Genomic DNA, 22,020 nt, shown 5'->3' on the forward strand with positions numbered 1-22,020 from the left:
TATTCCAAAATCAAAGTTTATATTTGTAAACCTCAAAATATATAAGATATGACTGTCTGGATTTGTTTTTTAATTGCCGTATTTATTTTTCTTGCTTTAGACTTAGGAGTTTTTAATAAGAACCCGCATATTATTTCCACAAAAGAAGCCAGTATGTGGACTGCCATCTGGGTTTCACTTTCCTTTGCATTTTCGGGAGTTATTTTCTGGCTGTATCAAAATGGATTTGTAGACAACCCTAATCATTTAAAGCCGATTGAAGCCACAATGAAATACATTACAGGGTATTTGATTGAACTCTCGTTAAGTATTGACAATATATTTGTGATTGCAGTAATTTTTGCCTCATTTAAGATTCCACAGAAATACCAACACAGAGTTTTATTTTGGGGGATTTTGGGAGCGATAGTATTCCGAGGCTTGATGATTTATTTCGGCGTAATGATTATCAACAAATTCAGTTGGACGACATATCTATTTGGTGGATTCCTTTTATTTACAGCCATCAAGATGTTTTTCAATAGCGAAGAAGACGATTTTGAACCCAAAGAATCCTTTATTTACAGAATGTTAGGCAAAATTATGCCGTTAACTTCAGAAATGAATGGTGAGAAGTTTTTCATACCAACCAAAAAAGGAAGAGCTGCTACTCCATTGTTTGTTGCCTTAATCGTAATTGAAATCATGGATGTTTTATTTGCCGTTGACAGTGTTCCGGCAATATTAGCCATTACATCCGATCCTTTTTTAGTATTCAGCTCCAACATATTTGCCATTCTTGGATTACGTTCTATGTATTTTTTCTTAGCCAATATGTTAGAAAAATTCAGTTATTTAGAATACAGTTTGATCGCGATATTGACTTTTGTAGGAATCAAAATGTTATTGGTTCATCATTACAAATTCCCAGAATGGGTATCTCTCGGATTTATAGCAATAGCTTTGCTAGCCGGCATTCTAATTTCCCTCAAAATGGGCAGTGAAAAAGATTTAGAAGAATAAAACATACAAAAAAAAGACCATTCGATGAATGGTCTTTTTTTATTAACGTAGTTACTATATCACCCTTTTTGCGGTTATATTAATTGTTTCTTGATTTTCATCGACAGATTTTCCACTGAAATAATCATAAATTAGAGTACCAACGACTTTTCCATTCACATCCACTAATTTATTATTAACAATACTTCCGGAATTAAAAAGACTAAATTCGTCGTTTACCCCAGCATACATTGTTACAAAACCATACCAATACCCTTCGTTTCTTGAAAGCACAATTCGTTGTGACCCCACTTTAACCACTGTCACATTATCATCCGCTCCAATTCTACTTTCAGTTGACAAGTAATTTTTTCTTTTACTTAACTCCCCATTAAAAACTTCAACCAAGCTTGTTGATTTCTCTTTAAAAATGGTTCTTCCGGATTCCACTCTAAACATCTCTTCATCCGTAAAAATCACCTCTGGATTATCACCATTCAGATCGACACTGAATTGCACATTAAATCGTTGAAAATCGTGATGTCCATAGCCAAATCCACCATTAAAAACCGCATAGAATCTATTACCATTCGACCATTGATTGAGAAATACAAAATCTCGAATCAAGTCGCCACGTAACACTGTCAGACGAAAACTCTCATCATTGTTGTTATCAATATTAAATGTTACAATATCTGTATTCACCACTCCAGAATAGATCCCTTTATAGGAGTTATCATGTTCAGGTAAAGCTTCCGGTGCTGATTTACAACTTGCGCACACATAATACACTGATTCTTCTTGACCGCTATCGGAAGAAGCATCATCTGTACAACCAATACCTACTAGGAACACCAATACAAGTAACAGAATTCCTTTCCATTTTGATTTAAAAACACTACTTACCATAACCATTCGTTTTTAATTGTTATTACATGGGTAAAGTGTTTTCAGAAAGTCACTATTAAAATTACAAATCAATCAATTGAGTTTATCATAAAAAAAAGATAAAAAATAGTTAACTAAAAAGGCCTACTCACGCAGGCCTTTTATAGTAAAAATTAGAAATTCAAATTATTCGGGAGTAACACAAGAAACCAACTTCCCATCTCTGGTGGCGCCTACATACCCCATACCTTTCAAATAATAAAATCGATATGTCACCTTTGGATATTTTGCTTCCATAACCATCAACCCTTTATAATTACAATACGGAGTTTTTAATTCACCATCGTATGCAATTATTTCATATTCAACCTCTCCTGCCTTCCAAGTCTGCCCAACTTTGAACGAATTGTCAAAACGGATAAAATCGGTATTTGATTTTTCATCGTATTGAACTACTTTACCATTCTCTTCACGCAAAAGAAGTACATCCACATTAGTGTTATTCCATTTCTGTTCAAAACTAAAATACTCTTTACCTCCTTTGACCACCTTTCCTTTATTCGTCTCAACATAAAAAGTAGTGTACCAAAATATTTTTTTAGATTCTATATCCAAAGGAAAATAAGAGCTACTCTTTACTTCCTCACAAAAATTCTGCCCTTCAAAACGTTGTCCAAACGATTTAAAACACAGTAAAACAAATACGATTAGGATTTTTTTCATGGCACAAAAAAACAAAAAGCCTTTTATTCCTGAAAGCCTTTCTTAAAATTTAATAAATCTATTACAATTCAGAAATTCATACTATCTTCGACTTTCAAAACACAAAAGTTCATTTCTTCTCTATGAAACATTTTTTATTTTTATTTTGCTCACTCTCTTTATTTGCTAACGAGATCAAGATTAAGGCAACCACCAAAGAGGTAACGGTTTACACTTCAGGCGCACAAATTTACGCCGAATCTTCCGTTACTATTCCCAAAGGCAATTCGCAAGTTCGCATTACTGATTTATCCCCCTATATCAACCAAAACACTATTCAGATTGGTGGATTGAAAGACGTTTCCATACTTTCGTTTGGATATGAAACCTTATTTTACCCTAAAAAAGTTACTTCAGAGAAAATAACCAAACTACAAAGTGAAATCGATGCTAAAGTAAGAGAAGTTGCTTTTCTTGACAGTAAAATAAAAGGTTTACAAGAAGAAGAAACCATTTTATCACAAAACAAAACCTTAAGCAGTTCCCAACAATCAGTAACTCTTGACAAACTAGTAATTCATAGTAAGCATTACAGAGAAAGAATTCCGGTTCTTAAGATGGAAATTTTCGATATATCTAAAAAAATAGAAGACATAAAGAAAGAGCTGACTGCGATGCATTTGGAAATGAACAAAATAAGCAGCGAAGAAAAAGAACAAAAAGGAGAAATCCTTTTAAAATTCAACAACCCGGTTGAAGCAGTTTTACTTAACCTCACTATTAAATACAACGTATCGAACGCTGGCTGGAATCCATCTTATGAAATCAAGGCTAAAAACACAAAAGATGCCTTACAGTTTGCTTATAAAGCACAAGTATATCAAACCACGGGCGAAAATTGGAACGACGTTAAATTAACGCTATCTACTGCCAACCCAACCGTTAACAACGAAAAACCAACAATTGACAGCCATTATCTTAATTTCATCAATTACTATGATAACAGACAATCTTCTACAGTTAGAACCCAGAAATACAATTACAATCCCAATGTAAAAACAGTTACAGGCGTAGTTACCGACAATAGCGGTCCAATTCCAGGAGCAAATGTCATTATCAGCGGAACACAAATTGGCACACAAACCGGATTTGACGGTACCTACAAAATCAATGTCGAAAAAGGAAAAGAACTTACCTATTCCTTTATGGGGATGAAAACAATCGCCTTACCTATTTATAGCAATACGATGAATGTCATTTTAGAAGATGACGGTGCCCGATTACAAGAAGTGGTTATTTCTTCCGTGGGTATCAAAAGAAAAAAAGCAGAGACTGATTCTAGTGATAACGAAGAAGAAAAACCGGAGGAAATCACTACCGCTACAGGAGACGAGAAAGAAATCGCTATTAATTCGGTATTGTTCAAAATTAAAAAGAATTATTCTATCCCTTCAGATGAAGCACCTTCTGTTATTGAAATTGACAATTTTAATATCCCTGCAGAATTCGAATATTATTCGGCACCGCTTTTAAGTGAAAATGTATTTCTGACTGCCAAAATAAAAGAGTGGACCAAATACGACTTACTACCAGGAGATGCCAGCATTTATACTGAAGGTAGTTATGCAGGCACTACCTACATCAATCCTTACCAAACGGAGGAAGAATTGGTAATTTCTATGGGTATAGACAACAATTTGGTAGTAGAACGAAAACAAATCAATAATCTGAAAGATAAATCCTTATTAGGAACTACCCGAATCGTTGACCGTAATTATGAAATTACATTGCGCAATAACAAACCTATAGACGTTGATGTAAAAATATTCGACCGTATACCGGTAAGTCAGAATAAAGAAATTAAAGTAGAAAAAGTAAGCGTTGACAATGCTGATTATAAGGAAGACACCGGAATACTTTCCTGGAAAACCAACATTCCTTCAAAAGGGATTGCAAAAAAACGTTTGTCCTACCAAATCAAATATCCTAAAGGAAGAAAAGTTAATCTATAAAAAAAGCCTCACATCTGTGAGGCTTTTTTAGTATAATTCTATCGTAATTTTAAACTTCTCAATATTTACTAAAAGCAGTAAACAACTTCCAACCATTATCCGTTTCAATAAAGTCCAACGAGTCAAACTCTACTTTATTTTCATTATTGGCCACCTTAATATTGACATTCAGAATCCGATAATCTTTCTTCAAATACCGATCATTAATAAACAATCCGTTGCTCAAACAATTCAATTCATCATTAAAATTCTGATCAATAACCATAGGATTCCAAACAGGTTCTGAAAAAAAAGTTTGAAAAGCTTTACGATATCTTTTTAACCTATCAGTATCTGCAACATAACTTGTTTTATAGTCATTGAAAGGCAGCTTATCTTTTAGACTGAGATGATAGTTATTAAAGATTTGCTTCGTTTCTGCGGGAGTTAAATAATAACTGTTTATTTTTCCGTATTGTTCATTTTTAATTAATGTTAACACTTCCAAAATAACCTTTTTCAGAACTTCTTTTTTAACTTCATCTAATTTTGGTATATCATTTTTTATAAAAAAAACATCTTCAGCATATTTAGAAACAATTTTCAGATCCTTTTTAAATGAGGATGCAAAACTCACCATTTGATGGTCACAATTAATCCCCTTAAGTCGATTAAATCCGGTAAAATCCATTGTTTTCAACTCAGAATTGCCATGAATGAGCAAATATTCGACACTATTCTTAATTGGCAGGATTATATTCATCAGGTTATTTCCATGCGCATCCAGATATCTCAAATCGTTCAATTGTGACAAATCAATAACTTTTAATCTATTATTTGAACAGTCCAAATGAAAAAGCCTGATTTGTTTTGACAAGTCCAACTCCTGCAAATCATTATAATTAAGGTACAATTTTCCAAGATTAACATTTTGCGACAAATCAATTGCTTCTAATTTCAAACCCATTAACTCCAGCAACTCAATATTAACATTACGAGTCAGATTTACCTTTCTCATTTGCTTATTGGCTTCCAACTGAATATGTAAAATTTGTAATTTTTCATTTTCGGAAAAATCAAAATCAGCAGAGGAATTTTGTCCATTGATATACAGCGACTTCAGATTGGGGCATTTTTCAACATGAACACCTCCTATATGATCTGAATTGACCACTAATTCTTCCAGTTTCACATTACCATTGAAATCAAAAACAGGGTATAGATCCGAATTATTTTCAACGGAAGAATCCCATTTCAACTTTACGCTCTTAACGTTTGTAAAAAATGACAAATCATCAAAGTCAGCTAAAGGATAATTATCAAAATTAATTTTTTCGACAACATCCAATTCGCTCTGAAGTACTTTTTTATCCTTATCCGAATCTAAAACAATCGCATTCCCATTGGCATCGTAACATGTTACATACCCGAGACCATTATCAAAAAAATATTTTTCAAAATCCTTATTCTTAAATTTAGCCTCCTGTGCATTACAAAAGGAAAGAACAAAAAAGAAGACAAATCGAAAAGTGATTGTTTTCATACATAAATAAAATCACATATTTCTTCGGTACTGTCCGCCCACTTCAAACAACGCTGCCGTGATTTGACCTAATGAACAATACTTAGCCGCATCCATCAGTTTTTCGAAAATATTCTGATTTTGTACAGCAGCTTCCTGAATGATTGCCAATTGTTCTTTTACTTTATCCGCTTGAGCCGTATGTAAGTTTTCTAAAGTTGTAATTTGGAATTGTTTCTCTTCTTCGGTAGCTCTAATTACCTCGGCCGGAATTACTGTAGGCGAACCTTTCGAACTTAAGAAAGTGTTTACTCCAATAATTGGGAATTCACCAGTATGCTTCAATGTTTCGTAGTACAAGGATTCTTCCTGAATTTTAGAACGTTGGTACATAGTTTCCATTGCACCTAGTACGCCACCTCTTTCGGTGATACGGTCGAATTCGGTCAATACAGCTTCTTCTACTAAATCTGTCAATTCTTCAATAATAAACGAACCTTGAATTGGGTTTTCATTTTTCGCCAAACCTAATTCCTTATTGATAATCAACTGAATGGCCATAGCTCGACGAACGGATTCTTCAGTTGGTGTTGTAATCGCCTCATCGTACGCATTCGTATGCAATGAGTTACAGTTATCATAAATCGCGTACAATGCTTGTAATGTTGTACGGATATCATTGAAATCAATTTCCTGAGCGTGTAATGAACGTCCTGAGGTCTGAATGTGGTATTTCAACATCTGTGCTCTTTCATTAGCACCGTATTTATTTTTCATGGCTTTCGCCCAAATTTTACGGGCCACGCGACCAATTACAGCATATTCGGGATCGATACCATTTGAAAAGAAGAACGATAAGTTAGGTCCGAAATCATTGATGCTCATTCCTCGGCTTAAATAGTATTCCACATACGTAAATCCATTAGCCAATGTAAATGCCAACTGCGTGATTGGGTTGGCTCCCGCTTCGGCAATATGGTATCCAGAAATCGAAACCGAATAGAAGTTACGTACATTTTTCTGGATGAAATACTCTTGAACGTCACCCATTAAACGCAATGCAAACTCCGTAGAGAAAATACAAGTGTTTTGTGCTTGATCTTCTTTTAAGATATCTGCCTGAACCGTTCCACGAACTTGTGCCAAAGTTTTCACTTTGATATCAGCATAAACGTCGGCCGGTAAAACTTGATCACCTGTAACTCCTAAAAGCATTAACCCTAAACCGTCATTCCCTTGTGGCAATTCACCGTTGTATCGAGGTCTTTCAGTTCCTTTGGCTTTATAGATAGCATCAATTTTTGCTTCCACTTCTGCTTCTAGATCATTTTCTTTGATGTATTTTTCGCAGTTTTGATCGATAGCGGCATTCATAAAGAAACCAAGCAACATTGGAGCAGGTCCGTTAATTGTCATCGAAACCGAAGTAGCCGGATGACTCAAATCGAAACCGGAGTATAATTTTTTAGCATCATCCAAACAACAGATCGAAACTCCCGCATTTCCAATTTTTCCGTAAATATCTGGTCTGTGATCTGGATCGTTACCGTATAAAGTTACCGAGTCAAATGCTGTTGACAAACGTTTTGCCGGCATCCCCAGTGAAACATAGTGAAAACGACGGTTGGTTCTTTCTGGACCACCTTCACCTGCGAACATACGTGTAGGATCTTCTCCTTCACGCTTGAACGGATACAATCCCGAAGTAAATGGGAATTCACCGGGTACATTTTCTTGCAGGTTCCATTTCAAAATATCTCCCCAAGCTTGGTATTTCGGTAACGCCACTTTCGGTATTTGAGAATGTGATAATGATTCCGTATGCGTTTGGATTTTGATTTCCTTATCACGCACCATAAAACTGTATACCGGATTTTTGTATTTGTTTACTTTTTCGTCCCACGTTAAAATGATTTCCCAGTTGTAAGGATCTAAGTTCATCTTTACACGATCGAATTCTTTCAAGAGCAACGACAAAAATTCTTTCTTTTCAGGAGAATGATTCAACGAATCTTCGATCACTCCTGATTTATCAATTTTTGGCACTCTTCCAGAAACCGTTTCCATGGTTTTGAAGATACCGTATAATTTTTGAGCTACATCTACTTGAGAAAGCGCTGTTTCATCGTATTTGCGGTTGTTTTCGGCTATTTCAGACAAGTAACGCGTTCTGTGAGGTGGAATTACAAAAATTTTCTCACTCATTTCGCGAGTAATCTGGAAATTCGAATGCAAATCGATACCTGTTTTCTCTACAATTTTATCCATAATGGATTTGTAAAGCGTATTCATTCCCGGATCGTTGAACTGCGAAGCAATCGTTCCGAACACCGGCATTTTATCTGGATCTACATCCCATAAATTATGGTTGCGTTGGTATTGTTTTTTCACATCACGAATAGCATCCAAAGCACCGCGTTTGTCAAATTTATTCAATGCCACTAAATCGGCAAAGTCCAACATATCAATTTTTTCCAATTGAGTTGCAGCACCGAATTCAGGAGTCATTACATACAACGAGACATCTGAATGTTCTAAAATTTCGGTATCCGACTGTCCGATACCTGAAGTTTCTAAGACAATCAAATCGTATTTGGCTGCTTTCAATACTTCAATTGCTTCCTGAACATATTTCGATAAAGCTAAATTCGATTGACGTGTAGCCAACGAACGCATATATACTCTTGGATTGTTAATCGCATTCATACGAATACGGTCACCTAGCAAAGCACCTCCTGTTTTACGTTTTGAAGGATCGACAGAGATCAAACCAATTGTTTTTTCTGGGAAATCGATTAAAAAACGACGTACCAATTCATCCACTAGAGATGATTTACCCGCACCCCCAGTACCCGTAATACCTAAAACCGGAGTTGTACTATCTTGGTTGATTTTATATATTTTTTCTAAAGCAGGTTTTGCGACTTCCGGGAAGTTTTCAGCGGAAGAAATCACACGTGCTATCGCAGTAGGATTTTTATCTTCCAGATGATTGGCTTCACCGTTTAATTTATCACCAACAGGGAAATCGGCACGCTGCACCAGGTCATTAATCATTCCTTGAAGTCCCAATTCACGACCATCATCCGGTGAATAGATTCTTTCGATACCGTATTCATGTAATTCTGAAATCTCGGAAGGAAGAATTACTCCACCACCACCACCGAAGATTTTAATATGACCTGCTCCCTTTTCCTTCAGCAAATCGTACATGTATTTGAAATATTCATTATGACCTCCTTGGTAAGAAGTCATTGCGATTGCATTGGCATCTTCTTGAATTGCAGTATTCACTACTTCTTCTACACTTCTATCGTGACCAAGGTGAATTACTTCCACACCGGTTGCTTGTATGATACGGCGCATGATGTTAATTGCAGCATCGTGTCCGTCGAATAGCGAAGCTGCAGTGACGATTCTAACTTTATTTTTTGGTTGATAAGGTTGTACCTGTTCCATTTTTGCGGTAATAAATTTGTGCGTGCAATTTACGTATTTCTAAAAAACTAAAAGCCTAATTATTTGTATTATTAAGAACAAAAAAGAACAATTTTGTAACTTATCTCAAATTTTGTCGTCAGAGTGAATATCTCATTTGCATTTTCACAAAAGAGATCATCATCAAATCAAAATAAATCATTTATGAAAAACCAATTTTCCCTCCTAGCAGGAATCGTATTTACTTTTAATTCCTTTGCACAAAACAAACCCGTCAATTATGATTTGGATTTTACCAACAACGACAAAAACGTAATTCACATCAAAACAGCTTTAGATTTAACTAAAGCCAAAAACCGCTTCTTTATGTTCACCCATCCTTCAGAGAAGAATCCTGAAGGGGAAGCTAAATTCGTAAAGAACATGACAGCCAGAAACGATAAAGGTCAAAAGCAGAATGTTAACTATCTTGGTGAAGGAACTTGGGAAATCCAATCGACTACTTCAGGGAACTATGCACTTGAATATGATATCATAACCGATCATGACAGTGAAAACTGGGATCATTGCGGTGGTTATGACGAAGTAGCTTACAAAACTCCGGAAGGATTATTTTTTACGGGATACTCCTTGTTTATAGCACCCGATATTCCTTCATTGGAAGAAGTTAAAAATGTTTCCGTTCATTTTAATTTACCTAAAAACTGGAAGGCTTCTACACCTTGGACTGAAACATCCAAAACAAATGACTTTATCGTAAATAACGATTTACGTTTTCTTTTAAACAATTGTATTTTCGTTGGTAATCATTACGAAAAAGAAATAAAAATAGGAGATTTTGAACTTTTGTTTGCTCTTGGAGAATCTATAAAAAACAATGAAAATGATTTTATCCAATTAATGCAACCGATTATTGAATCTACCACAAAATATTTTGGAGGATCACCAAAAAAGAAATACCTCATCGTTGTTAATGAAAGTAGCATAATTACAGACGGAAGCGCTTTCAGAAATAGTTTCAGTCAAATCATTAAAGGTAAAATCAACAAAAACAGCCGAACCAACTGGGGACATATCATGTCTCATGAAACGATTCATTTATGGAACGGTCATACTTTGATCCCAAAAGAACAAGATGAATGGTTCAAAGAAGGTTTTACCGATTATCTTACTAATATTTTACTCGCCCGCACACAGCTTATTGACGAACCAACATTTTACAAACGTTTTGAAAATGTAATCACGAAATACAACATTATAAGAGACTTACAACAAAACAACGTAAGTATCAAAGAATCCGGAGCCAATAAAAACCAAAACCGTTATTTGGTTTATGGAGGAGGCGCATTGGTAGGTTTGGGATTGGACATTGAAATCAGAAAAGCGACAAACAATCAAAAAGGCCTTGATGATTTTATGACGGAAATGTATACTCAGTTTGGAAAAACCAACATCCCTTATGAGCTGAAAGATATCATTGCTGCCGCCAATAAAGTTTCGGGTAAAAACTTGCAATGGTTTTTTGATGATTATGTAATAGGAATCCAAAGAATTCCCGTTACAGAGTACCTATTTGCTATGGGACTACAACTTGACGGATATTTGGAGGAAGTGTATATTTCGCCCCTAGAAAATCCCACACAGGATCAGTTGAACTATAAAAAAGGGATTATCGGATTTTAATTTTAACACACTTCGATTCTTCTGGTTTTAAAAAAGGCACGGACTTTGCTTATCTTTGGTAAACCAATTTTAATTTATGAAAAAGTTAGTCCTACTCTTTGTGCTCATTCCATTTGTAAGCAATGCGCAACTGAAAGATCTTCTTAAAAAAGCAGAAGATAAAATTGCAACCATAACTCAAAAAGACGGTGGTCTTGATATCGCTGGAGGTTTAAAAGAAGCTTTAAACAAAGGAATAAATGAACAAGTAACCAAATTGACAGCTACCGATGGATTTTACAAAAATCAAGCCGTTAAAATTTTACTACCTGAGGAGCTTCAAAAAGTAGACAAAACTTTGCGAAAAATGGGAATGGCAAAATTAGCAGATGATGGTATTAAAGCCTTGAATAGAGCTGCCGAAGATGCTGTTAAAGAATCAACTCCAATTTTTGTGGATGCAGTTAAAAACATTACTATTAATGATGCGAAAAGTATTTTATTAGGAAAAGAAGATGCGGCTACAAATTATTTACAAACATCTACTCGCAATCCATTATACGATAAATTCAATCCTGTCGTTAAAGAATCTATTGGCAAAGTTGGTGCTGATGTAATTTGGAATAACATCATAAAGAAATACAATAATTTACCTTTGGTTACTAAAGTTAATCCTGACATTAATGATTATGTTACCAATAAGGCATTAGATGGTGTTTTCAAAATGATTTCGGTAGAAGAAAAAAACATCCGAACCAATTTAAACTCAAGAACATCTGATTTATTAAAAAAAGTATTTGCTTTACAAGATAAAAAATAAGAATATGAAAAAAATAGTAATCCTTCTGGCTGCACTACCTCTATTTTCAGGCTGTGCCGAAATGCAACAAGTCATCAATCAATTGCCTCAATCGGGTATTTTATCACAGGCTGAAATTGCTTCAGGGTTGAAAGAAGCTTTAAACAATGGAATTGACAAACAAGTAGTCAAATTGACAGCAATTGATGGATTCTACAAAAATGAAATGGTAAAAATTCTACTCCCGGAAGAACTGAAAAAAGTAGACAAAGGACTTCGTGACATTGGAATGTCAAAATTAGCTGATGAAGGATTAAAAGTAATCAATCGTGCTGCAGAAGATGCTGTGAAAGAATCGACTCCCATTTTTGTTGACGCTATCAAAGGCATGACTTTTACTGATGCTAAAAACATACTTTTAGGAGACGAACGTTCGGCAACTACTTATTTACAAAATTCAACATCGACTGCATTGTATACCAAATTCAATCCAGTGATTAAAAACTCGTTTGCAAAAGTTGGCGCTGATAAGGTTTGGACCAATATCATTACCAAATACAACAGTATTCCATTAGTTAAAAAAGTGAATCCTGATTTAACCGATTATACAACGAACAAAGCTATGGAAGGTGTATTCAAAATGGTTGCCGTAGAAGAGAAAAATATCCGAACTAATTTGTCCTCAAGAACTTCCGATTTATTGAAAAAAGTTTTTGCTTTACAAGACAAAAAGTAACTGTTAATTTTTTCATAATCAGGAAGATAATAACAATATCTTAACAATAGAATTCAAAAAAAAAACAGACCTTTGACATAAGAATTCATAGAATTTTGTTTGGTTTGGTTAGTTTACAAAAAAGTCGGTATTTTGGTACCGGCTTTTTTATTTAAAATCCTTTAAGAAGAGTAATACCTGAGTATTAAAAACCGAGGATTGCTCTACGTTTACCACATGTCCACAATTTTCAATCACAAATAATTTTGCCGTTCTATAATGACTTTCCACTACTTTTTTAACGGAAGGCAAAAACATATAATCTTCTTCTCCCATAACATAAAGTGTAGGAATATTTAACTCGACCAAACGAAACCATCTTAACACTGGGTTAATCTCAGCAGTCAATTTAAACCATTTGATAAACTCTTTTTGGTATAACTTTTTGGCTTCATTTATAAACAACAATCTCGATTGCTTATGATTGGCTTTTGGCATGATAATAAAAGCAAAAAAACGATACAAAACCAAATAGGGTAAAACATACTTAAAAGTATTTCCCAATCGCATTAAAACCTGCGAACGGAAATTCATTTTAAGAATTGCACCGCCCATAATCATACTTTTAACTCTTTCCGGATGCATTTCCGCTAATTGGCGAATCACTATCGTTCCGAGTGAAATTCCAACAAAATGAGAAGATTCAATTTTGAGATAATCAATAACTTCGATTACATCCTGAGCAATCGATTTAAAAGTGTATTTTTTGGCAAAAGATGCTTTTTTAGAATCACCATGTCCTCGCAAGTCAAGAAGTAACACATTAAAGTGTTTTTGAAATTCTCTAATTTGCTTGAACCAAACCGAAGAACTTCCTCCGGCTCCATGAACGAAAGTTACCCATTGCTTTGCTCCTTCACTTTCACAAGGCTGACTACTTGACTCCTTCAAATAAATGGTATAATTGATCACAGTTTCGTTTTTAGCAAATGTAGAATTTTTAATGAGAATGCAGATGCATTTCTCCAATTCGACTTCGAAGTTTTTTAAAATAATCAAAAGCTTTAAACAATCGACTGCCATACCAAGAAAACATTTCTCCATCCACAAACACCGTTTTAGCATGATGCGTATGGCGCCCAAGTTCAAAAGCATGTTCATCTTTGAATGGGAAAGGTTCCGAAGAAAGAAAAACAATATCCGGATCACCCTGAATGCGCATTTTCTGAACTACAACTTCCGGATAACGGCCTTCGTATTTTTCATTATTCGCATAAATGTTTTCAAACTTATTCAATTCGAGCAATGTTGTAATAAACGTATTTCCTCCAGCCACCATATACGGATTCGCCCAAATGAAATACGCTACTTTTTGAGTTTCAAAACCTTTAATAAAATTCAGAAAATCGTTGTGGGCATAGTTAATTTTATCTATCCATTTCATAGACTCCGTTCGCTTATTGAACAACTGCCCAAAATCAGAAATCATGGTATTATTATCTTCAATTGTATAGATATCCGTAACCCAAACAGGACATATTTTTTGGAGCGTTTCAACAATTTCAATGGTATTTTCTTCTTTATTACAGATGATAATATCAGGTTGTAATGCTATAATTTTATCTACATTCACTTTCTTTGTACCGCCAACAATGGTTTTTGTTGATTTGAAATGAAACGGGTGAACGCAGAATTTAGTAATTCCAACAATTTGTTCTTCTAAGCCTAAATCGTATAATAATTCGGTTTGAGAAGGCACCAAAGAAACAATGCGTTTCGGTGTTGTTTCAAAAGTGTGTTGATTTCCGATTTGATCTGTAAAAGTTGTTGTAATCACTACTTATTATTTTTTAATAAATGCTCCATTTCCTGTTGGAGTTGTATTGCTTCTTCTCTCGCTTTTTTGGCAAAATCTTCACCATTTGAAGCATAAATAATGGCTCTGGACGAATTAATTAATAAGCCAACTTGTCGGTTCATTCCATATTTACAAACTTCAGATAAACTTCCTCCTTGCGCACCCACACCGGGAACTAACAAAAAGCTATCTGGAACAATTTTTCTGATTTCTGCAAAATATTCTGCTTTGGTAGCTCCCACAACATACATTAGATTCTGAGCATTATTCCATTGTTTCGAAGTTTCCAGCACCACTTTGTACAATTCTTTCCCTCCTACATTTTGTGTTTGAAAATCGAAAGCACCTTCGTTTGATGTCAATGCCAGCATTATGGTATGTTTTTGCTCGAACGCCAAAAAAGGCTCAACTGAATCTTTACCCATATAAGGCGCTACGGTCACTGAATCGAATTGAAGATCCTCAAAAAAAGCTTTTGCGTACATTGAAGAAGTATTCCCAATATCACCACGTTTGGCATCGGCAATAGTAAATACTTCTGGATATTGTTCGTTGATGTACTGCATTGTTTTTTGCAGTGATTGCCAGCCCTTCAATCCGTATGCCTCATAAAAAGCAATATTCGGTTTGTAAGACACACATAAATCATGTGTGGCATCAATAATGGCTTTATTGAATTCAAAAATAGGATCTTCGGTAGCTAAAAGATGTTGCGGAATTTTATTCAAATCAACGTCTAAGCCAATGCAAAGAAACGATTTTTTGGATAGAATCTGCTCGTAAAGTTGTTGTGTCGTCATTTGTTATAGTTGTGGCGCAAAAGTACGAAGTTGTGGACCAATTCTCAAAATTATATAACAATACTAAAAAATCTTATAACATAAACTTGGGAGAGTAGTCGCAAATTTGTCATGTAAACGCAACAAATTATAAACATTAAAAAATCAGATTATGAAAACGACATTTAAAAAATTAGCCTTAGGATTAAGTATATTGAGTTTTGGATTCGTACATGCTCAAGATGAAAATATGACCAATATGTTTAAAATGGGAGGTAATATTGGACTTGCCCTTCCTTCGTCAAACGCTTCAATGAGTGCTGGAGTCGACTTTGCTTACCAAAATCTAGTAACACCAGGATTTGGTTTGGGTTTTGCAACCGGATACAAACATTATTTTGGAAAAGAAAATGACGGATTGGACAATAACGATTTTGGCGTAGTTCCTGTGGCAGCTATGGTAAGAGTCTATCCGAAGGAAGCTGGATTCTTCTTTGGTTCTGATATTGGTTACGGATTCATTACCGGACCGAAAAAAGTAGCTTCCAATTCAAATGTAGACAGACCTGACGGCGGTTTGTATATCAAACCTGAAATTGGATGGCACAATTGGCATTGGAATATTTCATTACAATACACCAAATTATTTACAGGAAGTAAGGGTGAAATAGGTTCACAAAACTATGATACCGGAAGTTTAGGAATTGGGGTTACCTACAATTTTCCATTAGGCAAATAATTGAACACGAAACCACATCTTAAAGCCCTGCTAATTCAGGGCTTTATAATTAAATTTTAATACTCAATCTAGCGTAATTAAATTAAATTTTTAAATTTACGTATGAAATTATCTACAACCAATCCAAACGCTCAATTAACTTACAATTTAGTTTCTCTAATTGCCATTGTTTTTATCTTATATGTTATGAAACCATTTTTGGTTCCATTACTTATATCTGTTATTTTAAGCGTAATGGTGTATCCGATTGTCCTTTTTTTAGAACAAAAACTTCGCTTTAACCGCGTACTTTCGGCACTGACTGTTTTACTATTGTTAGGCATCATCATCGGAACTTTGATTTGGTTGATTACAGGTCAAATATCGAATTTCGTAAGTAAAAGTGATTTATATACCACAAAACTTACCGAATTATACAATGGAATTTTCTCCTATTTCGAATCCAACTTTCATCTCAACAAGAACCAATTGATGGGACAGAATGAAATGAAATTTGAGACGATTATCCGTAACAATTTTTCCAAAATAGGTGATTTTCTGAGTTCTTCGACCAGTATTCTAAGTGATTTATTTTTAATTCCGATTTATATTTTCTTTTTTCTATTGTATCGAAAGTTTTTTGTAGAATTCATTCACAAAGCATTTCCTGAAAAAAACAACAAGTTTTTGAATATCATTTTGGATAAAATTTACGAAGTTCAAAAGAGTTATTTATTAGGATTATTTACGGTAATGTTTATAGTTGGTGTATTAAATACTTTAGGTTTACTTCTTTTGGGGATCGAAAACGCTGTGTTTTTCGGTTTTTTAGCAGCACTCTTATTACTAATCCCATATATCGGAATTATCATTGGTTCATTATTACCCGCATTAGTCGCATTGGCTACTAAAGATTCAGCCTGGTATTCATTGGGCGTAATTGGAGTATTTGGATTTGTTCAATTTTTGGAAGGCAATTTTATTACTCCCAAAATAACGGGTTCGAAAGTGAGTGTGAATGCTTTTATCTCTATCATCTCTTTATTACTATTTTCAATGCTTTGGGGAACCGCAGGCATGATATTGGCTTTACCAATTACGGCCTCTCTAAAAATTATTTTTGATCATTCGCCTAATTTAAAAGCCTATGGTTTTCTCATTGGAGAACCCAGCGAATTACATTTGAAAAGCAAAGCCAAAATACGCTTGGAACATTGGGAAGAAATTCGAAATGAAAAAGAAAACAACGAAGAACAAGAAGCACAATAATTCTTAAAGTATGGAATACAAAAACATTAGTCAAACTCTTTACGGAATACAAAATTTCTTTGAGGAAAAATTTCCATTATTGCTTATTGCGCTCGTCATTTTAATTCTGGGTTTTTTCGGAATTAAGAAATTAAAGAAAATCGCATTTGACTATATCGACAAAAAATCGGAAGATTCACTTGCGAGTGATTTCTTAGTCAATATGATTGCATTTGTACTAACCATTGTTTTGATTATTATTTGTCTCAGTATTTTAGGCTGGGGTGATATTGCCGATAAAATTTTAGCAGGTGCAGGAATTACCACCTTTATCATTGGTTTTGCCTTAAAAGACATTGGCGAGAATTTTCTAGCCGGAATATTAATGGCTTTTCGAAGACCTTTCAAGGTAGGTGATTTAATTGAGATTGAAAATGTAAGAGGCAGAGTCACCGAAATGTCTTTACGCGAAACGATAATTAAAACTTCCGACGGAAAAGAAGTTTTTATTCCGAATGCGATGCTAGTAAAAAATTTATTGGTGAATCATACTTACGATAATCTATTACGATCCGAATTTTCAATCAGTATTGACAATAATGAATCGACCGAAAGAGCGTTAACCATTATTGAAGACATTTTAAAAAGTTTTCAGCAAGTGGAAAAATCGCCATCACCCAGAGTAGTTATTGACGAAATCAACAACAATTCGATCATTGTGCGCGCTCAATTTTGGTTTAAAACTGAAAATGTGAGTGCGTCTGCCTCACGATTACGAAGTGACATTATGCTTAAAGTATTCAAAACATTATTACAAAAAGGACACAACGTTGCATCAGACAGTATTCAATTGAAATCAATTAACGAACAAAATCAATAGTTATGAAAGCTTTCCTCAAATTTGATTTTACAGTTTTGGCAAAGAAGATTCTCGAAGAAAAATTTTCCGAATTAGGTATAAAATACCTAATCACAGGGTTTGGGGAAGTTGAATTTCTGGAAAACGTACCCGATGAAAAATTGGAAGAAATTACCAGTGTTTTAAACTTCTATGGCATCGAAATCATTGAAAACCAAAAAACGGCTTTGGTTCAAAAAATAAAGGACACAATCATTGAAATGGTTTTCAGCGAAGACGCTCCTTCAGTAAAAGCTTCTGCCTATTTAGCTGACAAACTCAATCACAGCTATGGTTATTTATCGAATTTATTCAGCGAGGTTACCTATACTTCAATTGAAAATTTCATCATTATACAAAAAATTGAATACGCCAAACAACTTATTGTCAACAATAAAATGAGTCTAACGGAAGTAGCCTACAAACTGAATTATTCAAGCGTAGCCCACCTAAGCACCCAATTTAAAAATACGACTGGAATTACACCTTCACAGTTTCAGAGAATTATTGCCAAACGTAGAGAAATAGCCAACACCAAATAACGAAATCAATGCAAAAAGAATATATACATATTATCCTTGCCGATGATGATGAAGACGACAGATTATTTTTTACGGATGCTTTTTCGGAAATAAAAATCAGCACCAAAGTGCAGACTTTCAATGATGGAGTTGAACTTATGAATTATCTCAATGAAGAAGATGTTCTTCTGCCTCAAATACTATTTCTGGATTTGAATATGCCACGAAAAAATGGTTTGGAAGCCTTACACGAGATTAAGGCCAATCCAAAATTTGATAATATAGCTATAGCCATATACTCTACTTCTTCCTCGGAAGAACACATTGAAGAAACGTTTGTTTGTGGCGCTAATATTTACATCAAAAAACCTTCCGACTTCATTACTTTGAAAAAAGTACTTTCAGATGTTGTCACTATCAATTGGCAATACCATACTTCGGGACTCAATAAAGATAACTTTTTATTACGCCTTTAACTCATGGATTTTATAAAGATTTATCGGTCTCCACTATTCTTAAAGATAGTATTTGTTATCTCTATAGCTATCATCTTTTTTATTGCAGGTATAAGCCTAAAACATATTCACACTTTGGGCAATGCTTCTAATTGGGTAAATCACACCTATCGAACTGCTATAGAACTGGAGCATTTGTATGCTGACCTTAAAGATATTGAAGTAGCCAAAAGAGATTATTTATTAACTAAAGATCAAACGGTACGATTTGCTATTAAAATCTATAAAAAAGACGTTCGAAAATCGCTTGAAAAAGTAAAAAAGCTCACCTCCGAAAATCCAGAACAAAAAAGAAACACAGAAGTACTCGAAAAACTGGTTGAAATAAAATACAAAAATGTTGACAAAGCATTTGCTATTGTTGAATCTCGAAATGACAACACAAGTACAATCGCAGATGAGTTACTTTCTGGAAAAAAAGCCATTTATGACATTAAAATGCAAGTGGAGAAAATGGTCAAACTTGAAGAACGCTTATTGGATATTCGAAAAGCCAATTATCAAGACAATCAAAATCTCACCCCTATCATTATCTATCTTCTCTTGCTGTTCATTTTAGGTTTACTTTCGTTGGCTTATTTTAAGATGAATGCCGATTTGACCAATATCAAAAGAAACAACGACGAATTGGTACTTGCCAATGAATCTTCCAATTTGGCAGAAATTGTTGGTAACTATGGTACTTGGTTTTTGAATCTTGAAACACAACAATATACTTTTTCAGATAACGAATACCGTCTTTTGGGCTATGCTCCACAATCTTTCGAAGCCAACCTAAAAGATTTTCTAAAACATGTTCATCCCGATGACTTACAATATGTATCTGATACAGCGGAAAAAATGATACATGAAGAAGTTTTAGCACCTTTTTCGTATCGCATTATTCGGAAAGATGGCGCTTTACGCCATTTTAAAGCTTTAGGAAGAGTAGTTGAAAACAAATCGAATGAACGCATTTTAATTGGAACAACTTCTGATATCACCGATGAAATTAATGTAAGTCAAGAATTGGAGGAAAGAAACCGAATTTTGGAAGCCAACAATAAAGAATTACAAGCTTTCAATTATGTTGCGAGTCATGATTTACAAGAACCACTTCGTAAAATCGAAACCTTTATTTCACGTTTGATAGATAAAGATTATGACACAATTTCCGAAAGCGGACAACAATATCTGACCCGAATTAAAGCTTCGGCCGCAAGAATGCGCATTTTAATTGATGATTTATTACAGTTTTCAAGAACTACCCGAGCTGAAAAAACATTTGAAACAACCGATTTGAATACCCAATTGGAGAATTCAAAATTGGAACTTATACAATTCATTGAGGAAACCAAGGCAGAGATAACAACTGCTGTTTTACCTATCTTAACTGCAGTTCCTTTTCAAATGCAGCAACTGTTTACTAATTTAATTCACAATTCTCTGAAATATAGAAAGGAAAACAGTACTCCATCGATTAGAATCAATGTAGACACAGTCATAGCTGAAGACGAAAATCTTTTAAACATATCTTCCAAAAACAAATACTATAAAATCACCTTCGAAGACAATGGAATTGGTTTTGAACAAGAATACGCTGAAAAAATATTTACATTATTCAGTCGATTGCATGGCAAATCAGAATATGCAGGAACTGGAATTGGACTTGCCATCTGTAAAAAAATTGTAGAAAATCATAAAGGCTTTATTTTCGCAGAAGGAAAACCAAATATTGGTGCCATATTTACCATTTATTTACCTCAATAAATAGTATCAAACTACCACTCACATTAGGGTTTTACAACGAATGTAAAACCCTACATGGCAATTCTATAAAACAGTCATAAAATTGTATAACACAACTTTTCGTACTCATTACCATCTTTGTAATGTAAACAATGACAACGATCTCTAGAATATTGAAAGTTAAAATTATGTAACAGGTTGAAAAAATCTTGTAACACATTGTACTATTATTCGTTAGATCTTTGCTAAGTAGTTGACACAAAACTATTGAACATATATAGTAAACTAACAAGAACAAATTGGGGCACAATAGCCATGAATTATCGTTGATATTTGTACACTTTTCAAAAATTCATGGCTACGTTCTTGTTCAAGAAAAGAGAAAAATTAACTAAATAGAAATACCATGAAGAACGCAAAAAAAACAGTAGCAATTTTAACTTTAATAACCCTATTTTCTTCTTTTAATACCAAGGCTCAAGTGGCTACAGAGCCAAGTATGGGATTAAAAGGCGGTGTGAACTTTTCAAACATGTATGTTGAAGACGTAGATGATGAAAACATGTTGGTTGGGTTTAATCTTGGTTTATATGCCAATATGCCTTTGAGCAGTGGAATTGCATTACAACCAGAATTTAACTTTACCACTAAAGGATCTGAAGTCACTTACAATAATATTTTTGACAGTGGTACACGAAAATTCACTTTGAGTTATTTAGAAGTTCCGGTTTTACTTAAAGCCAATCTTTCCAATAATTTCAATTTGCATTTTGGACCCTACTTTGCCTTTCTAGTGAATTCAAAAATTAAAAATGTTTCATCAGACGGTTCAGCAACATTTACCGATCTAGACGAAGACGATTTTAACCGATTCGATTTTGGACTATCCGGAGGCATTGGTTTCGATTTCAGCGATATTGGTATTGGTTTACGATACAACTATGGTTTAACCACCGTAGGTAAAGAACAACAAATTGGTGGAGCAACTTACAATGCTTTAGATGCAAAAAACAGCAATGCCAATTTATACGTCGCATTTAAATTTTAATAAAAACTC

General features: G+C 34.4%; 19 protein-coding genes. 12 read left to right on the top strand and 7 right to left on the bottom strand.

Annotation, left to right across the window (positions count from 1 at the left end; genetic code table 11):
• Positions 1-48: 48 nt before the first annotated feature.
• Positions 49-1,002: a TerC family protein gene (locus tag ACFO7M_RS00695; protein ID WP_379715319.1), complete on the top strand. Its 954-nt coding sequence runs from the start codon at positions 49-51 to the stop codon at positions 1,000-1,002.
• Between the two features lie 54 nt (positions 1,003-1,056).
• Here the strand turns inward: ACFO7M_RS00695 and ACFO7M_RS00700 are convergent, their stop codons facing one another.
• On the bottom strand, positions 1,057-1,890 hold the full coding sequence (locus ACFO7M_RS00700) for a hypothetical protein (RefSeq protein ID WP_379715322.1): 834 nt from the start codon (positions 1,888-1,890) through the stop codon (positions 1,057-1,059).
• Positions 1,891-2,055: 165 nt separating this feature from the next.
• Positions 2,056-2,592: a hypothetical protein gene (locus ACFO7M_RS00705; protein WP_379715325.1), complete on the bottom strand. Its 537-nt coding sequence runs from the start codon at positions 2,590-2,592 to the stop codon at positions 2,056-2,058.
• 122 nt (positions 2,593-2,714) lie between these two features.
• On the opposite strand from ACFO7M_RS00705, the gene ACFO7M_RS00710 reads away from it, so the two are divergent.
• Positions 2,715-4,583 (top strand): DUF4139 domain-containing protein, encoded by a 1,869-nt coding sequence (locus ACFO7M_RS00710; RefSeq protein WP_379715328.1) that lies wholly within the window; start codon positions 2,715-2,717, stop codon positions 4,581-4,583.
• A gap of 58 nt (positions 4,584-4,641) precedes the next feature.
• Here ACFO7M_RS00710 and ACFO7M_RS00715 read toward each other — a convergent pair whose 3' ends face one another.
• Together ACFO7M_RS00715 and ACFO7M_RS00720 are read right to left on the bottom strand one after the other, a co-directional pair.
• The gene (locus ACFO7M_RS00715) at positions 4,642-6,105 is read right to left on the bottom strand and encodes a hypothetical protein (protein ID WP_379733502.1); all 1,464 of its coding nucleotides are present in this window, start codon (positions 6,103-6,105) and stop codon (positions 4,642-4,644) included.
• Between the two features lie 12 nt (positions 6,106-6,117).
• Positions 6,118-9,543 carry a methylmalonyl-CoA mutase family protein gene (locus ACFO7M_RS00720; protein ID WP_379715334.1) on the bottom strand — a complete coding sequence of 1,142 codons (3,426 nt, stop codon included), beginning with the start codon at positions 9,541-9,543 and terminating at the stop codon, positions 6,118-6,120.
• A 183-nt stretch (positions 9,544-9,726) separates the two neighbouring features.
• Between ACFO7M_RS00720 and ACFO7M_RS00725 the strand changes: the two genes are divergently transcribed.
• From ACFO7M_RS00725 to ACFO7M_RS00735, 3 genes are all read left to right on the top strand, one after another.
• The gene (locus tag ACFO7M_RS00725) at positions 9,727-11,205 is read left to right on the top strand and encodes a hypothetical protein (RefSeq protein ID WP_379733504.1); all 1,479 of its coding nucleotides are present in this window, start codon (positions 9,727-9,729) and stop codon (positions 11,203-11,205) included.
• Between the two features lie 76 nt (positions 11,206-11,281).
• Positions 11,282-12,004 carry a DUF4197 domain-containing protein gene (locus ACFO7M_RS00730; RefSeq protein ID WP_379733505.1) on the top strand — a complete coding sequence of 241 codons (723 nt, stop codon included), beginning with the start codon at positions 11,282-11,284 and terminating at the stop codon, positions 12,002-12,004.
• 4 nt (positions 12,005-12,008) lie between these two features.
• Entirely contained in the window at positions 12,009-12,719 is a 711-nt protein-coding gene (locus tag ACFO7M_RS00735; protein WP_379715343.1) for a DUF4197 domain-containing protein, read from the top strand.
• A 147-nt stretch (positions 12,720-12,866) separates the two neighbouring features.
• Here ACFO7M_RS00735 and ACFO7M_RS00740 read toward each other — a convergent pair whose 3' ends face one another.
• From ACFO7M_RS00740 to pyrF, 3 genes are read right to left on the bottom strand one after another with little or no spacing between them, the layout of a single operon-like run.
• On the bottom strand, positions 12,867-13,670 hold the full coding sequence (locus ACFO7M_RS00740) for an alpha/beta fold hydrolase (protein ID WP_379718969.1): 804 nt from the start codon (positions 13,668-13,670) through the stop codon (positions 12,867-12,869).
• Positions 13,671-13,698: 28 nt separating this feature from the next.
• Positions 13,699-14,535, bottom strand: coding sequence for an ABC transporter substrate-binding protein (locus ACFO7M_RS00745; protein ID WP_379715346.1), 837 nt, complete (start codon positions 14,533-14,535; stop codon positions 13,699-13,701).
• Positions 14,535-15,356: an orotidine-5'-phosphate decarboxylase gene (pyrF, locus tag ACFO7M_RS00750; RefSeq protein WP_379733507.1), complete on the bottom strand. Its 822-nt coding sequence runs from the start codon at positions 15,354-15,356 to the stop codon at positions 14,535-14,537. Before pyrF ends, ACFO7M_RS00745 begins: the two co-directional genes overlap by 1 nt.
• Before the next feature lie 151 nt (positions 15,357-15,507).
• Here pyrF and ACFO7M_RS00755 point away from each other — a divergent pair, with 151 nt between their 5' ends.
• The 7 genes from ACFO7M_RS00755 to ACFO7M_RS00785 all read left to right on the top strand — a co-directional run bounded on the left by ACFO7M_RS00755 (position 15,508) and on the right by ACFO7M_RS00785 (position 22,011).
• Complete coding sequence (locus tag ACFO7M_RS00755) at positions 15,508-16,074, top strand: hypothetical protein (RefSeq protein WP_379733508.1); 567 nt, start codon at positions 15,508-15,510, stop codon at positions 16,072-16,074.
• A 102-nt stretch (positions 16,075-16,176) separates the two neighbouring features.
• Positions 16,177-17,322 (top strand): AI-2E family transporter, encoded by a 1,146-nt coding sequence (locus tag ACFO7M_RS00760; RefSeq protein WP_379715355.1) that lies wholly within the window; start codon positions 16,177-16,179, stop codon positions 17,320-17,322.
• Between the two features lie 10 nt (positions 17,323-17,332).
• Positions 17,333-18,181: a mechanosensitive ion channel family protein gene (locus ACFO7M_RS00765; protein WP_379715358.1), complete on the top strand. Its 849-nt coding sequence runs from the start codon at positions 17,333-17,335 to the stop codon at positions 18,179-18,181.
• Between the two features lie 2 nt (positions 18,182-18,183).
• Complete coding sequence (locus ACFO7M_RS00770) at positions 18,184-18,741, top strand: helix-turn-helix domain-containing protein (RefSeq protein ID WP_379715361.1); 558 nt, start codon at positions 18,184-18,186, stop codon at positions 18,739-18,741.
• A gap of 8 nt (positions 18,742-18,749) precedes the next feature.
• Positions 18,750-19,196 carry a response regulator gene (locus ACFO7M_RS00775; RefSeq protein ID WP_379733510.1) on the top strand — a complete coding sequence of 149 codons (447 nt, stop codon included), beginning with the start codon at positions 18,750-18,752 and terminating at the stop codon, positions 19,194-19,196.
• A 3-nt stretch (positions 19,197-19,199) separates the two neighbouring features.
• Positions 19,200-20,984 (top strand): ATP-binding protein, encoded by a 1,785-nt coding sequence (locus ACFO7M_RS00780; protein ID WP_379733512.1) that lies wholly within the window; start codon positions 19,200-19,202, stop codon positions 20,982-20,984.
• Between the two features lie 385 nt (positions 20,985-21,369).
• Complete coding sequence (locus ACFO7M_RS00785; RefSeq protein WP_379715370.1) at positions 21,370-22,011, top strand: porin family protein; 642 nt, start codon at positions 21,370-21,372, stop codon at positions 22,009-22,011.
• Positions 22,012-22,020: the final 9 nt, after the last annotated feature.

Origin of the sequence: Flavobacterium sp. GCM10023249 (assembly GCF_042653365.1) — a bacterium.
Classification (GTDB): Bacteria; Bacteroidota; Bacteroidia; order Flavobacteriales; family Flavobacteriaceae; genus Flavobacterium.